At 72.9% G+C, this 14,352-nt stretch carries 13 protein-coding genes; 8 read left to right on the top strand and 5 right to left on the bottom strand.

Annotated features, from left to right (window positions below; genetic code table 11):
- The first annotated feature begins 224 nt into the window (after window positions 1-224).
- The 5 genes from ectA (at window position 225) to AC069K_RS15990 (ending at window position 4,037) form a co-directional block, all read left to right on the top strand.
- Complete coding sequence (gene ectA / locus AC069K_RS16010) at window positions 225-734, top strand: diaminobutyrate acetyltransferase (RefSeq protein ID WP_478616351.1); 510 nt, start codon at window positions 225-227, stop codon at window positions 732-734.
- Window positions 731-2,005 carry a diaminobutyrate--2-oxoglutarate transaminase gene (gene ectB, locus AC069K_RS16005; RefSeq protein ID WP_365113628.1) on the top strand — a complete coding sequence of 425 codons (1,275 nt, stop codon included), beginning with the start codon at window positions 731-733 and terminating at the stop codon, window positions 2,003-2,005. Before ectA ends, ectB begins: the two co-directional genes overlap by 4 nt.
- Before the next feature lie 45 nt (window positions 2,006-2,050).
- Window positions 2,051-2,455, top strand: coding sequence for an ectoine synthase (locus AC069K_RS16000; RefSeq protein WP_358836155.1), 405 nt, complete (start codon window positions 2,051-2,053; stop codon window positions 2,453-2,455).
- A gap of 5 nt (window positions 2,456-2,460) precedes the next feature.
- Window positions 2,461-3,315 (top strand): ectoine hydroxylase, encoded by an 855-nt coding sequence (gene thpD, locus AC069K_RS15995; RefSeq protein ID WP_358836154.1) that lies wholly within the window; start codon window positions 2,461-2,463, stop codon window positions 3,313-3,315.
- 62 nt (window positions 3,316-3,377) lie between these two features.
- Window positions 3,378-4,037 carry a hypothetical protein gene (locus tag AC069K_RS15990; protein ID WP_365113625.1) on the top strand — a complete coding sequence of 220 codons (660 nt, stop codon included), beginning with the start codon at window positions 3,378-3,380 and terminating at the stop codon, window positions 4,035-4,037.
- Here AC069K_RS15990 and AC069K_RS15985 read toward each other — a convergent pair.
- From AC069K_RS15985 to AC069K_RS15970, 4 genes are all read right to left on the bottom strand, one after another.
- Window positions 4,015-4,761 carry a hypothetical protein gene (locus tag AC069K_RS15985; protein WP_478616345.1) on the bottom strand — a complete coding sequence of 249 codons (747 nt, stop codon included), beginning with the start codon at window positions 4,759-4,761 and terminating at the stop codon, window positions 4,015-4,017. The genes AC069K_RS15990 and AC069K_RS15985 overlap by 23 nt on opposite strands.
- A 106-nt stretch (window positions 4,762-4,867) precedes the next feature.
- Window positions 4,868-5,926: an aminotransferase class V-fold PLP-dependent enzyme gene (locus tag AC069K_RS15980; protein ID WP_478616342.1), complete on the bottom strand. Its 1,059-nt coding sequence runs from the start codon at window positions 5,924-5,926 to the stop codon at window positions 4,868-4,870.
- Window positions 5,927-6,055: 129 nt separating this feature from the next.
- Entirely contained in the window at window positions 6,056-6,784 is a 729-nt protein-coding gene (locus AC069K_RS15975; RefSeq protein WP_478616339.1) for a DsbA family oxidoreductase, read from the bottom strand.
- A 134-nt stretch (window positions 6,785-6,918) separates the two neighbouring features.
- Window positions 6,919-7,905: a GlxA family transcriptional regulator gene (locus tag AC069K_RS15970; protein WP_478616336.1), complete on the bottom strand. Its 987-nt coding sequence runs from the start codon at window positions 7,903-7,905 to the stop codon at window positions 6,919-6,921.
- 265 nt (window positions 7,906-8,170) lie between these two features.
- On the opposite strand from AC069K_RS15970, the gene AC069K_RS15965 reads away from it, so the two are divergent.
- Window positions 8,171-9,559 (top strand): MFS transporter, encoded by a 1,389-nt coding sequence (locus AC069K_RS15965; RefSeq protein ID WP_478616724.1) that lies wholly within the window; start codon window positions 8,171-8,173, stop codon window positions 9,557-9,559.
- Between the two features lie 630 nt (window positions 9,560-10,189).
- Here AC069K_RS15965 and AC069K_RS15960 read toward each other — a convergent pair.
- Window positions 10,190-11,740, bottom strand: coding sequence for an aldehyde dehydrogenase (NADP(+)) (locus AC069K_RS15960; RefSeq protein ID WP_478616333.1), 1,551 nt, complete (start codon window positions 11,738-11,740; stop codon window positions 10,190-10,192).
- A gap of 180 nt (window positions 11,741-11,920) precedes the next feature.
- Between AC069K_RS15960 and AC069K_RS15955 the strand changes: the two genes are divergently transcribed.
- Complete coding sequence (locus tag AC069K_RS15955) at window positions 11,921-12,691, top strand: IclR family transcriptional regulator (RefSeq protein WP_358837307.1); 771 nt, start codon at window positions 11,921-11,923, stop codon at window positions 12,689-12,691.
- A 99-nt stretch (window positions 12,692-12,790) separates the two neighbouring features.
- Window positions 12,791-14,254, top strand: coding sequence for a peptidoglycan D,D-transpeptidase FtsI family protein (locus AC069K_RS15950; protein ID WP_478616329.1), 1,464 nt, complete (start codon window positions 12,791-12,793; stop codon window positions 14,252-14,254).
- The last annotated feature ends 98 nt before the right edge of the window (window positions 14,255-14,352 follow it).

The raw sequence follows: 14,352 nt of genomic DNA, 5'->3' as shown, positions 1-14,352 counted from the left end.
TTCCCGTTTTCTTCTGCCCCAGCCGGTTGATCTCAAACACGCGATCTCCAGAAGGTTTTTCGGGGCCCAAGTGGGTGTGATCGACTCCACATCGCCGCCGTTTTGTCCGGTAATTACCGGACAAATCACCTCGCGCGTACACCTGCGTGATAACACAGAACGGCGCCGCGCACACCCCCTGACGGGAATGCGATTTCAATTTCCGCTGGGTAAATTCCCTCCGCATGACCGCCGCACAGACCGTTGTCCATATCGACACCCCACGCGTCGAGGACGGCGCCGCGATCTGGCGTATCGCCCGCGACTCACAAGTCCTGGACCTCAACTCCTCGTACAGCTATCTCCTCTGGTGCCGTGACTTCGCCGCGACCTCCCTGGTGGCGCGCGACGCCACCGGGGGGCCGATCGCCTTCGTCACCGGCTACGTCCGGCCCGACCGCCCCGACACGCTCGTCGTCTGGCAGGTGGCCGTCGACCGCGAGCACCGGGGGCGCGGCCTCGCCGGCACCCTGCTGGAAGCGCTGACCGCGAAGGTCACCGACTCGCACGGCGTCCGCTCGGTCGAGACGACCGTGACCCCCGACAACACCGCCTCCGACCGGCTGTTCACCTCCTTCGCCGAGCGGCGCGCCACCGCGCCCCGCCGCGAGGTGCTCTTCGACAGCGGCCTGTTCCCCGACGCGGGGCACAAGGCGGAAGTCCTCTACCGGATCGACCTGGGAGTACGACTGTGACCATCACCCCGCCCGCGCTGAGCGTCTTCGAGACCGTCGAGTCGGAGGTCCGCAGCTACTGCCGCGGCTGGCCCGCCGTCTTCGACCGGGCCCAGGGCGCCCGGCTCACCGACGAGGACGGCCACGAGTACCTCGACTTCTTCGCCGGGGCCGGCTCACTCAACTACGGGCACAACAACCCGGTGCTCAAACGCGCACTGCTCGACTACCTCGAACGCGACGGCATCACCCACGGCCTGGACATGGCCACCACGTCCAAACGCGCGTTCCTGGAGACCTTCCAGAACGTGATCCTGCGCCCGCGCGACCTGCCGTACAAGGTGATGTTCCCCGGCCCGACCGGCACCAACGCGGTCGAGGCGGCGCTGAAGCTGGCCCGGAAGGTGAAGGGCCGCGAGTCGATCGTCTCCTTCACCAACGCCTTCCACGGCATGTCGCTGGGCTCGCTCGCCGTCACCGGCAACGCCTTCAAGCGGGCCGGGGCCGGCATCCCGCTGGTGCACGGCACGCCGATGCCGTTCGACAACTACCTGGACGGGCAGGTGCCCGACTTCCTGTGGTTCGAGCGGCTCCTGGAGGACCAGGGCTCCGGACTCAACAAGCCCGCCGCGGTGATCGTCGAGACCGTGCAGGGCGAGGGCGGCATCAACGTGGCGCGGCCCGAGTGGCTGCGCGCGCTCGCCGACCTCTGCCGGCGCCAGGACATGCTCCTGATCGTCGACGACATCCAGATGGGGTGCGGGCGCACCGGCGCGTTCTTCTCGTTCGAGGAGGCGGGCATCACCCCGGACATCGTCACCCTGTCCAAGTCGATCAGCGGCTACGGGCTGCCCATGTCGCTCTGCCTGTTCAAGCCGGAGCTGGACGTGTGGGAGCCGGGCGAGCACAACGGCACCTTCCGCGGCAACAACCCGGCCTTCGTCACCGCGACCGCGGCGCTGGAGGCGTACTGGACGGACGGCGGCGCCCTGGAGAAGCAGACCCGGGCCCGCGGCGAACAGGTCGAGCAGGCGCTGATCTCCATCACCGAGGAGAACCTGGTCGACGTCAAGGAGTACCGGGGCCACGGCCTGGTCTGGGGCCTGGAGTTCCACGACAAGGCGCGGGCGGGCAAGGTGGCGCGGCGCGCCTTCGAGCTCGGCCTGCTGGTCGAGACGTCGGGCCCGCAGAGCGAGGTCACCAAGCTGCTGCCGCCGCTGACCATCACCGAGGACGAGCTCGACGAGGGTCTGCGCACCCTGGCGCGCGCCGTCCGCGAGACGGCCGTCTGACCGCCGTCCGACCGCCGTCCGTACGAGGAAAGAGAGCAACCCCCTGTGATCGTCCGCTCGTTGAAGGACATCGAGAACACCGAACGCCACGTCCGCGCCGCCTCCGGCACCTGGGAGAGCAAGCGGATCGTCCTCGCCAAGGAGAAGGTCGGCTTCTCCCTCCACGAGACGGTCCTGTACGCGGGCACCGAGACGTCGATGTGGTACGCCAACCACATCGAGGCGGTGCTGTGCGTGGAGGGCGAGGCCGAGCTCACCGACCACGAGACCGGTGAGACCCACTGGATCGAGCCCGGCACGATGTACCTGCTGAACGGCCATGAGCGCCACACCCTGCGCCCCAAGACCGACTTCCGTTGCGTCTGCGTCTTCAACCCGCCCGTCACCGGACGGGAGGACCACGACGAGAACGGCGTCTACCCCCTGCTGACCGAACCCGAGGAGGGCTGATCACCATGCAGGACCTGTACCCCACCCGCGGCGCCGCCGAGGTAGTGACCCCCCGTCAGGACCCGGTCGTCTGGGGCCCGTCCGAGGGCTTCGAGTCGTACGAGAAGGACGGCTTCCTCACCGTCGACCAGCTCCTCGCCGACGACGAGGTGGCCTTCTACCGGCGCGAGCTGGAGCGGATGATCGCCGACCCGGCGATCCGCGCCGACGAGCGGTCCATCGTGGAGCCCCAGTCCCAGTCCGTGCGCTCGGTCTTCGAGGTGCACAAGCTGAGCGAGGTCTTCGCGGGCCTGGTGCGCGACGAGCGCGTGGTCGGCACCGCCCGGCGGATCCTGGGCTCGGACGTGTACGTCCACCAGTCGCGCATCAACGTGAAGCCCGGGTTCGGCGCGTCGGGCTTCTACTGGCACTCGGACTTCGAGACCTGGCACGCCGAGGACGGCCTGCCGAACATGCGGACCGTCTCCGTGTCGATCGCGCTCACCGAGAACCACGACACCAACGGCGGCCTGATGATCATGCCCGGTTCGCACCGGGACTTCCTCGGATGCGCCGGGGCCACGCCCAAGGACAACTACAAGAAGTCGCTCCAGATGCAGGACGCGGGCACGCCGTCCGACGAGGCGCTGACGAAGATGGCCGACCGGCACGGCATCCGGCTCTTCACCGGACGCGCGGGCTCGGCGACCTGGTTCGACTGCAACTGCATGCACGGCTCCGGTGACAACATCACCCCGTATCCGCGCAGCAACGTCTTCATCGTCTTCAACAGCGTGGAGAACACGGCGGTCGAGCCGTTCGCGGCCCCGATCCGCCGCCCGGAGTTCATCGGCGCCAGGGACTTCACGCCGGTGCGCTGACGGGGCTGACGGGTGAGTGGCTGCCGTCCGGCCGTACGGTGATCGTTGGTACGGTCGGGCGCATGGCTGATGAAACCTCACGGTCCCCCGTCACCGCGGCCGATGTCGAACACGCCGTACGGCTCTCGGTCACCGCGCTGCGGGCCGGGCTGGCCGCGGACTGGGGCGCGAGGGCCGGGTCCCTGGAGTGGGACTGCTGGGAGACCGTCGAGCACCTCGCGGACGACCTCTTCGCGTACGCCGCGCAGCTCGGCCCGCAGCAGCCGCCGCTCGACGGCGAGGTGCCGTTCCTGTGGGAGGCGAGGCGGCCCGGCGGGCCGCGCAACGCCGTGCACGCGGACCGCGCGGCCGGGCCCGCCGGGCTCCTGACGACCCTGGAGGCGTGCGGCGCCCTGCTGACCGCGATGGTGCGCACGGCCTCCCCCGACGTCCGCGCCCACCACACCTTCGGCGTCTCGGACCCGGAGGGCTTCGCGGCGATGGGGATCGTCGAGACGCTGCTGCACACCCACGACGTGGCCCAGGGCCTCGGCGTCACCTGGGCGCCGCCCGGCGGGCTGTGCGACCGGGTGCTGGCCCGGCTGTTCCGTGACGTCCCGGCGGACCCGGACCGGTGGCGCGTCCTGCTGTGGGCCACCGGCCGGGCCGAGCTGGCGGACCTGCCGCGCCGGGAGTCCTGGCGCTGGTACGGCGAACCGCTCAGTGACGCAGCCAGACCCTGAGCCCTCCGACCGGGGTGAACCCGGCGCGGACGGCCGCCGCGAGGTCGTCGCCGCTCTCGTAGCCGACCACGTCGAGGCCGGGCCGGTGCCGGGCGAGCGTGCCCAGGCAGCCGGCCCAGGCCGCGTCGAGGTCGCCGTCGGCCGCGAAGAGGTTGGAGACACCCACCACGGGCGCGCGCTCCACCGACGCGCCCTTCACCGGCGCGCCCTCCACCGACTGGCTCGTACTGGCGACAGCTCCGGCGACGATCCGCCCCGCCGCGTCCCGCGCCGCGAGGAAGGCGTGGGCGTCCTCGGCGAGGAGCGCGGGCGGGAAGAGACCGTCGCTGTCCCCGTCCGACCAGGCCCGCTCCCAGCGCGCCAACTCCTCCTCCGTACCCACCCGTTCCCACTCCCCCGCGCCCGGTTCCGGGGCGGGGCGGTGGATCCACTGGGCGTCGAAGAGCACCGCGAAGCCCTCGCCCGTCAGGTCGAGGGCGGCGAAACTGTCCTTGACCGAGGCGCCCGGCGAGGCGTCGATCCGCTCCACGATCCCGTGGGACCCGGCGCCCGGGCCGAGGGTCACCGCGTCGGGGTAGAGCGGTGGGGTGCGCCGGGCGCTGGTCCAGGCGTGGGCGTCCCGGGCGCCCGTGAGGCCGTGGGCGCGGCAGAGGGCCTCGCACCACTCGGCGTTGTTGCGGGCGGCGGCGCGCACCCGTACGTCCTGCTCGGTATCCGTGGTCACGGCCCGATCATCGCTCCAGCTACCGCCCGTGACCACGGCTTTTCCGGGTCGGGCGGTCGGTCGGGGCGGCAGGCCGGCGCGGGGTGGTCGAGGCAGCCCGCCGGACTCACCGCACCGCGTCCAGCGCGTCCAGGGCGCGGTCCACGTCGGTGGACGCGTTGTACAGGTGGACGGCGAACCGCAGGTTCCCGCCCCGTTCGGAGGCGTACACCCCGGCCCGCAGCAGCTCCGGCTGCGCCCAGCCCAGTCCGGGCACGGCGACGATCGCCGAGTCCTGGGCCACGGACCGGTGCCCGAGGGCGGCGAGGCCGTCCCGCAGGCGCTCGGCGAGCGTCAGGGCGTGGGCGTGCACGGCCGGGATCCCCACGGACTCCAGTACCGCCAGCGACTCCGCGGCGGCGTGGTACGACAGGAACGAACCGGGCTCGTCGTACCGCCGCGCGTCCCCCGCGAGCGCCCGTACCGGACCGTAGTTGTCGCTCAGGTCCTCCGCCGCGAACCACCCCGAGTGCAGCGGGGCCAGCCCCTCCTGGGCCTCCTCGGTCACCGTCAGGAACGACGTGCCCCGCGGGCAGACCAGGAACTTGAACCCCGCCGTGACCGTGTAGTCGTACGCGCCCGCGTCCAGCGGCAGCCAGCCCGCGGACTGGCTGGCGTCCAGGAGCGTACGCGCCCCGTGCGCCGCCGCCGCTGCCCGTACGGCCGCGAGGTCCGCGACCCGCCCGTCCGCGGACTGGACGGACGAGAAGGCCACCAGCGCGGTCTCCGGGCGCACCTCCTCGGCCAGCGCCTCCAGCGGCACGTACCGCGTCTTGAGGTCGCCCCGTACCGCGAAGGGCTGCACCACCGAGCTGAACTCGCCCTCGGGGGCGAGGACTTCGGCCCCGGCGGGCAGCGAGTGGGCGACGAGCGCCACGTGCACCGAGACCGACGAGCCGAGCGCGACCCGGTCGGCGCCGACCCCGGCGAGCCGGGCGAAGGAGCCTCGGGCGGCGGCGAGCGCGTCGAAGCCGCCCGCGCCCACGCGGGTGCCCGCGGCGTTCTCCCCGGCGAGCCGTGTGATGGCGTCCACCGCGCGCCGGGGCAGCAGACCGCAGCTCGAAGTGTTCAGATACGTCGTCTCGGGCGCGAACGCGTCGCCCGACAGGGGCTCTAGGATCTCCATGATCCCACCCTGCGGCCCCTCGCGGCCGGGGTCAATCGGCAAAGGGCCGGAGGAATCGCCAACGGCCGCCCCCGGGTTGGGCCACGCGGATGCGTGCCCGCTCCTGGGACGGCCGCAGGAGGGCCGGGGTCAGGCGCCCGGAACCGCGCACCCGTCCGGCCCGCACGCCTCACCGTCACCACCGGCAGCAGTCGTCCCCAGCGTGGCCAGGACCGGCGGCGTCCGCTCCTGCCAGGCCTGCTCCAGGGCCCGCGTGAACACCTCGGCGGGCTGGCCGCCGGAGATCCCGTACTTGCGGTCGACCACGAAGAACGGCACGGCGTTCGCGCCGAGCGCCGCCGCCTCGGCCTCGTCCGCGCGCACCTCGTCGGCGTACGCGCTCCCGTCGGCGAGCACCGCCCGTACCTCGTCGGCGTCCAGACCGGCCTCGACCGCGAGCTCCAGCAGCACGCCGTCGTCGAAGACCGAGCGCTCCTCGGCGAAGTTGGCCCGGTAGGCGAGGTCGAGCAGCGCCTCCTGGCGGCCCCGGGCCCTGGCCAGGTGGAGCAGCCGGTGGATGTCGAAGGTGTTGCCGTGGTCGCGGCCCTCGGTGAGGTAGCCCAGACCCTCGGCGTGCGCGGTGGAGGCGACGTGCTCCTCCATGCCCCGGGCCTCGTCCAGGGTGCGGCCGTACTTCTCGGCCAGCATCGGGATCACCGGGCCGACCGCGCCCTTGGGACGGTTCGGGTCGAGTTCGAAGGAGCGGTGGACGACCTCGATGTCGTCGCGGTGCGCGAACTCCGCCAGGCCCTTCTCGAACCGGGCCTTGCCGATGTAGCACCACGGGCAGGCGATGTCGCTCCAGATCTCGACGCGCATGTCACTTCTCTCACGTAGTTTGTGCCGTTTGGCCACTTGCTTTGTGTCACTTGCTTTGTGTCACTTTCAAGCAAGCCAACGTACGGGACTCCCGCCGCATTCCCCGGCCGCCCGGCCGCGCCCGGCTCCCCCGGTCAGGCCGCCCGCTCCAGCCTGCTGAAGCCGGCCCGGTACGCGGTCGGGGTCAGACCGGTGCGCCGGACCAGATGGGCGCGGAGCGAGTCGGCGCTGCCCAGGCCGCTGGCCTCGGCGATCCGGTCCATGGGGAGCGTGGTGGTCTCCAGGAGCTCCTTCGCCCGCTCGACGCGCTGGTGGAGCAGCCACTGCAACGGGCTGACCCCGCTCTCGGCGTGGAAGCGGCGGGTGAGCGTGCGCACGCTCACCCCCGCGTGCCGGGCGAGATCGGTGAGGGTGAGCGGCCTGTCCAGGTTGCGCATCGCCCAGCCCCGGGTGTCGGCGCAGGCCACGCCCCGCTCGGCGGGCAGCGGGGTCTGGGTGAACTGGGTCTGCCCGCCGGGCCGCACCGGGGCGACCAGCGCGGCCCTGGCCACCTGGTTGGCGACGGCGGCGCCGTAGTCGGTACGGATGATGTGCAGGCACATGTCGATCCCGGCGGCGTATCCGGACGAGGTCATGACGTCCCCGTCCTCCACGTAGAGGACGTCGCCCTTGAGGTCGAGCGCCGGATAGCGCCGGCGCAGCTCCTCGGCCAGCTCCCAGTACGTGGTGGCGCTGCGCCCGTCGAGGAGGCCGGCCTCGGCGAGGACGAAGGCGCCGCTGCAGATGGAGGTGATCCGGCGCCCCTCGGCGGCGGCCGCGCGGACGGCCTCCACCGTGCGGGGGTCGGGCGCGTAGCGCTGCCCCGTCCCCGCGACCAGGACGGTGTCGGCCTCGGCGACGGCGTCCAGGCCCCGGGCCACGTACAGGTCGAGGCCGCCGGTGGTGGCGATCGGGCCGGGCTCGGGGGTGCAGACGGTCAGCTCGTACCCCGGGGCGCCGTCGATCTCCACCCTGGCGAAGAGCAGCTCGGGGATGGCGAGGTTGAACATCGACACCGGGGAGGGCGCGACGACGACGATTCGATGGGGCCGCCGCGGGTGGGCCCGCCGGTCGGACTTCATGGCCAGAACCTCCGGATGCATGGCGTTCGGGCCACTACTGTAACCGGGCGGAGATCGCCAGGCTGAGGGCATGTCACCCGACGCCGTACGCCAACCCGAGCCCGCCGCACACCCGTTGACGGCGCCTGAGCCCTTGCCGACGACCGGACCCTTGACGCCGACGGGGCAGCGGACGCCGGCCGGGCCGCTGATGCCGACCGACGGGTTGCCGACCCACCAGCCGTGGCCCGACCAGCCGTCGCCCGACCAGTTGCCACCCGACCAGTTGCCGACGGACCGCCGGAAGCCGACCGCCGGCGGGGCGGAGCCGCCGGAGCCGGGCCGCCGCTCCTCCCCCGGGCTCACCCTGGCCGCCGCCCTCCTGGGCTTCGCGCTGATCACGCTGGACGCGTCCGTGGTGAACGTCGCCCTGCCCGCGATCGGCTCCGAGCTGGGCGGCGGGATGGCGGGGCTCCAGTGGGTGGTCGACGCGTACACGCTCGCGTTCGCGGCGCTGATGCTGTCGACCGGCGCGTTCGCGGACCGGATCGGGGCGGCCCGGGCGTACGCCCTGGGCACCGTCGTCTTCGTCCTCGCCTCGGCCGCCTGCGGTTTCGCCCCCGGCCTGGGGGTGCTCATCGGGGCCCGGGTGGTGCAGGGCACGGCCGCGGCCGTCGTGCTGCCCGCCTCGCTGGCGCTGGTGCGGCAGGCGTACGCGGATCCGGCGCGCCGGGCCCGGGCGGTGGCGCTGTGGGCGGCGGGCGGCTCGGTCGCGGTGGCGCTCGGGCCGGTCGCGGGCGGGGCGCTCACCACGGCGTGGGACTGGCGGGGCATCTTCTTCATCAACCTCCCCCTGGGGCTCGCGGCCCTGGTTCTGACGGCCCGCGCCCCGCGGTCGCGGCGCCGTCCCGCGCCGCTCGACCTGCCCGGGCAGCTCACGGCGGTGGTGGCGCTGGCCGCGCTCGCCTTCGCGGTGATCGAGTCCGGGCCGGTACGGGTGGTGGCGGGGGTGGTGGCGCTGCTCTCCGGGGCGGCGTTCCTGATGATCGAGTCGCGTGTGGCGCATCCGGTCGTGCCGCTGGGTCTGTTCCGTACGCCCACGGTCGCGGTGGCCGTCGCTGCGGGGGCGGCGGCGAGCGTCGCGTTCTACGGCGTGATCTTCGTCTTCAGTCTGTACTTCCAGCGGGTACGGGGGGAATCGGCGCTGATGGCGGGGCTGATGTTCCTGCCGATGACGGCGCTGATCCCGGTGACCAACGTCCTCTCGGGCAGGCTCTCCGCGCGCTACGGGCCGCGCCGCCCGATGCTGCTCGGCCAGCTCCTGGCCCTGGCGGGCCTGCTCCTGCTCCTCGTCCCCGGCGCCGGGACCCCTCCGCTGCTGGTGTCCTTCCTCCTGATCCCCCTGGCCCTGGGCTGCGCCCTGACGATCCCGGCCCTGACGGCGACGGTGATGGAGTCCCTCCCCCAGGACCGGGCGGGCCTGGCAGCCGGCGTCCTGAACGCGGCCCGCCAGGTGGCGGGGGCGCTGAGCGTGGCGGTGTGCGGGGCGCTGGTGCCCGGGGACGGGGCGGGGTTCGTGGCGGGGATGCGGGTGGGGGTGGGGGGTGCGGCGGTGTTGATGGGTCTGGTTGGGGGCTGGGCGGGGTTGCGTTTTGCCCGCGGCCCGGGGGTCTGACCGCGCAGTCCCCCGCACCCCTTCTTGGCCAGGGGTTCGCCTGCGGGCCGGTGGGGGCTGCTCGCGCAGTTCCCCGCGCCCCTCCTTGGCCAGGGGTTCGCCTGCGGGCCGGTGGGGGCTGGTCGCGCAGTTCCCCGCGCCCCTTCCTGGCCAGGGGTTCGCCTGCGGGCCGGTGGGGGCTGGTCGCGTAGTTCCCCGCGCCCCTTAGCGGGTTGGGCTCGGCCCGGGAGGTGGCTGCGGGGTGGGGTGCGGAGTTCGTCTGCGGGTCGTGGGTGGCTGAGCGCGCAGTTCCCCGCGCCCCTGGGCATTTAGGGGCGCGGGGAACTGCGCGAGCAACCCACCACGGCCCGCAGACGAGGCAACCACCCGCCCCGCCCCCGGGGGGCCGCAGGCCCACTTAGGGGCGCGGGGAACTGCGCGAGCAACCCGCCACGGTCCGCAGGCGAACGAGGGTGTCAGGGGCGCGGGGAACTGCGCGAGCACCCCGCCACGGTCCGCAGGTGAAGACGGGACTCAGGGGCGCGGGGAACTGCGCGGGCGGCCCCCCGCCGGACCGGACCGCAGGTCGCAGAAGGGGGGCGGGGCGTAGCCCCGTGTGCAGGGGGTGGGGCGGCTCGGCTGTCCCGGGGGTCAGGGGGCGGGCGGAGTGGGGGCCTCCCACCGGCCGTCGACCCACCGCGGGACTTCCACAACCCCCTCCCGCAACTCCCCCGGCAACAACCCCTCCGGCACATCCTGATACGTCACGGGCCGCACCCACCGCTCCACCGCCGTCGCCCCCACCGACGTGGACGTCGACGTCGTCGCCGGGTAGGGACCGCCGTGGTGCTGGGCGGGTGCCACCGCCACCCCCGTCGGCCACCCGTCCACCAGGACCCGCCCCGCGAGCCCCGTCAGCGTGGCGAGCAGCGACGCGGCCCCGCCGCCGTCCTGCCCGGCCCCCTCCTCCGCCGACAGGTGCAGCGTCGCCGTCAGGTTCCCCGGCAGCCGCGAGAGCACCGCTCCGATCTCGGACGGGTGCTCATACCTCGCCACCACCGTCACCGGCCCGAAGCACTCCTCCAGGAGCAGATCGTGCGGGCCGGGAGCGGCCAGTACCGACGCCGCGACCGTCAGGAATCCCGCGCTGACCGTGTGCTCCCCGCCGGACCCGGGCGTCACCGGTGCCTCGACCCCGTCGAGCGCGGCCCGCTCGGCGACCCCGGCCACGAACGCGTCCCGCATCCGGTGGTCCAGCATCACCCCCGCCTCCGCGTCGCTCACCGCCGCCGTCAGCGCCTTCAGCAGCGCGTCCCCGCCCGGGCCGGTCGGCGCGAGCACGAAGCCCGGCTTGGTGCAGAACTGGCCGACGCCCAGCGTCATCGAGGCGGCGAGCCCCGCGCCGATCGGCTCGCCCCGCTCCTGCGCCGCCGCCTCGGTGACCACGACCGGGTTCAGCGACCCCAGCTCGCCGTGGAAGGGGATCGGCACCGGCCGGGCCGCCGCCGCGTCGAAGAGGGCGCGTCCGCCGCGTACCGAACCGGTGAAGCCGGCCGCCGCGACCAGCGGGTGGCGCACCAGCGCGATCCCGGCGTCGAAGCCGTGGACGAGCGCGACCACGTCCTGCGGCAGCCCGACCCGTACCGCAGCCCGCCGCAGCAGCGACACGCACAGCTCGGAGGTGGCCGGGTGGTCGGGGTGGGCCTTGACCACGACCGGGCACCCGGCCGCGAGGGCGCTCGCGGTGTCCCCGCCGGGGACGGAGAAGGCGAGCGGGAAGTTGGACGCCGAGTACACCGCGACCACGCCCAGCGGGATCTTCATCCGCCGCAGGTCCGGCCACGGCGGCGTACGGTTCGGGTCGGCGTGGTCGATGCGCACGTCGAGGAAGGAGCCCTCCTCCGCCACGTCCGCGAAGGCCCGCAACTGGGCGGTGGTCCGCGCGAGTTCCCCGGTGAGCCGGACCGGCCCGAGGGCGGTCTCGGCGTCGGCGGCCTCCACCACGTGCTCCGCGGCCTCGTCGAGCAGCTCGGCGGCGGTCCGCAGCAGGGCGGCGCGTACGCCCCGGTCGGCGAGCGCGTCACGCGCCGCCCACGCGGCCCGCACCGCCTCGTCGACCTCGCGCTCGGACGCCTCCGCCGCGACCTGCTCCCGCGGCTTCCCGGTACGGGGGTCGACACTCCAGACTGGTGCTGTGCTCACCGCTACGTCCTTCCGGCTTCCGGTCGTGCCCGAGGTCCCTGGCGGTCGTCCCGCTGGTCCTGCCCCGCCCACCCGGGTTGTTCGGTATTCTGAACAGAGTTCCTGCTGATGAATAAGCTGGACTCTATTGACGGGCGTTCTGCGTTGGCAAGACACGCAGACAAGAAGGGGCGAGGTCGGATGTCGGCTGTCGAGACAGGTGGGGCCCAGGTCAAGTCCGCCGTACGTACGGTGGAGTTGCTGGAGTACTTCGCGGGGCGCCCCGGAATGCACTCCCTCGCGGCGGTCCAGGAGGCGGTCGGCTACCCCAAGTCCAGCCTCTACATGCTGCTGCGCACCCTGGTGGAGCTCGGCTGGGTGGAGACCGACGCCACCGGCACGCGGTACGGGATCGGTGTCCGGGCCCTGCTGGTCGGCACCTCGTACATCGACGGCGACGAGGTCGTCGCGGCGGCCCGGCCGACGCTGGACCGGCTCTCCGACGACACCACGGAGACCATCCACCTCGCCCGCCTCGACGGCACCAACGTGGTCTACCTCGCCACCCGTCAGTCCCAGCACTATCTGCGGCCCTTCACCCGCGTCGGCCGCCGGCTTCCCGCGCACTCGACCTCGCTGGGCAAGGCGCTGCTGGCCACCCACAGCGACGAGCAGGTGCGCAAGCTGCTCCCGGAGACCCTCCAGCAGCTCACCGAGAACACCATCACCGACCGCGAGAAGCTCATCGAGGAGCTGCACCAGATCCGCGAGCAGGGCTATGCGGTGGACCGCGAGGAGAACACGCTGGGGCTGCGCTGCTTCGGTGTCGCGATTCCCTACCGCACCCCGGCGCGCGACGCGATCAGCTGCTCGGTCCCGGTGGCGCGGCTGACCCCGGCGCACGAGCAGATGGTGAAGGACGCCCTGTTCGACGCCCGCGACCGGCTGACGCTGGCCACCCGCCGGCTCTGACCCGCGGGCGGTCCCGAGAGCCCGCGGGGTCATGAGAGCTTCCTGAGAAAAGCCGCCAAAGGGAACGATTCCCGGCATCCGGCTCGTCCTCTGTGCGGGATGAACAAGACGATCAGGCGCAGTGCGGTCTTCTGTCTGCTCATGGTGCTGGCCCTGCTGGGCCGGGCCACCTATGTGCAGTTCTACCAAGGCCAGGCGCTCGCGGACGACAAGCTGAACCGGCGGAACACCATCGCGCGGTACGCGAACCCGCTCGGGGACATCATCGTGGCCGGCTCGCCGGTCACCGGATCGGTGCGGACGACGGGCGGTGATCTCGCGTACAAACGCGCGTACCGGAACGGCGAGCTGTACGCGGCGGTGACCGGCTTCAGCTCGCAGGTGTACGGGGCGACCCAGCTGGAGGGGATCTACGGCACGGTGCTGGACGGCACCGACACCCGGATGAAGGACCCGCTCTCGGTGCTCACCGGCGAGCGGGCACCCGGTGGCGACGTGCTGACCACCATCGACCCGGCGGTGCAGAAGGCCGGTTACGAGGCGCTCGGCGGCAAGAAGGGCGCGGCCGTCGCCATCGACCCGAGGACCGGCCGCATCCTCGGCATGGTCTCGACGCCCTCGTACGACCCGTCGAAGATCGCCGGTTCGGCGGACGGCGCCGCCTGGAAGGCGCTGTCGGAAGACCCGGACAAGCCGATGGTCAACCGGGCGCTGCGCCAGCCGCTGCCGCCGGGTTCGACCTTCAAGCTGGTGGTGGCCGCGGCGGCGCTGGAGAACGGCCTCTACCCGTCGGTGGACACGAGGACCGACAGCCCGAGCCCGTACACCCTGCCCGGCACCCGGACCGTGCTGACCAACGAGAACCCCTCCGCCCCGTGCGAGAACGCCACGATCCGCACCGCGCTCCAGTACTCGTGCAACAACGTCTTCGCCAAGCTGGCGGACCGGCTCGGCCAGGACAGGGTCCGGGCCACGGCGGAGAAGTTCGGCTTCAACGACGCCGAGCAGGACGTACCGGTGCGGGCCTCGGCGAGCGTGTATCCGAAGGCCTCCGCGAAAATGGACCGGGCCCAGACCGCGCTGACCGGCATCGGCCAGTTCGAGGTGACGGCGACTCCGCTCCAGATGGCCATGGTGTCCGCCGCCATAGCCAATGACGGAGTCATGGCATCGCCGCATATGGTCTCGAAGGTGACGGACGCGAAGGGCACCACCCTTCAGTCGTACCCGGACGGCGACGGCAAACGGATCGTCTCCGCCGAGACGGCACGGCAGTTGCGCTCCGCGATGGTGACGGTCGTCGAGGAGGGCACCGGCTCCAACGCCAGGGTGAGCGGCGCCGAGGTCGGCGGCAAGACGGGCACGGCCCAGCACGGCGTGGGCAACTCCAAGACGCCGTACGCCTGGTTCACCTCGTACGCCAAGGATCCCGCCACCGGCAAGCAGGTCGCGGTGGCCGTGCTCATCGAGGACTCCGGCGCGGCCCGCTCGGAGGTGAGCGGCAACGGCCTGGCGGCGCCGGTGGCGCAGAAGATGATGGGGGCGGCCCTGCGGGCGTCCTAGGGCGTCGGGGCAGCCGGGGGTAAGGCGCCGGGGCAGGCGGGAATAGGGCGTCGGCCGGATCCGCCGGGGCCCTCTCAGCGGCGACATTTCCCCTGTGA

The sequence above is a fragment of the Streptomyces sp. NPDC043908 genome (assembly GCF_056435525.1).
This window is presented reverse-complemented; position numbering and strand designations above follow the sequence as displayed.

Coding starts and splice junctions, on each gene's coding strand:
- ectA (WP_478616351.1), top strand. CDS start 225: ATGACCGCCGCACAGACCGTTGTCCATATCGACACCCCACGCGTCGAG.
- thpD (WP_358836154.1), top strand. CDS start 2,461: ATGCAGGACCTGTACCCCACCCGCGGCGCCGCCGAGGTAGTGACCCCC.
- AC069K_RS15950 (WP_478616329.1), top strand. CDS start 12,791: ATGAACAAGACGATCAGGCGCAGTGCGGTCTTCTGTCTGCTCATGGTG.
- AC069K_RS15990 (WP_365113625.1), top strand. CDS start 3,378: ATGGCTGATGAAACCTCACGGTCCCCCGTCACCGCGGCCGATGTCGAA.
- AC069K_RS15975 (WP_478616339.1), bottom strand. CDS start 6,784: ATGCGCGTCGAGATCTGGAGCGACATCGCCTGCCCGTGGTGCTACATC.
- AC069K_RS15955 (WP_358837307.1), top strand. CDS start 11,921: ATGTCGGCTGTCGAGACAGGTGGGGCCCAGGTCAAGTCCGCCGTACGT.
- AC069K_RS15970 (WP_478616336.1), bottom strand. CDS start 7,905: ATGAAGTCCGACCGGCGGGCCCACCCGCGGCGGCCCCATCGAATCGTC.
- AC069K_RS15980 (WP_478616342.1), bottom strand. CDS start 5,926: ATGGAGATCCTAGAGCCCCTGTCGGGCGACGCGTTCGCGCCCGAGACG.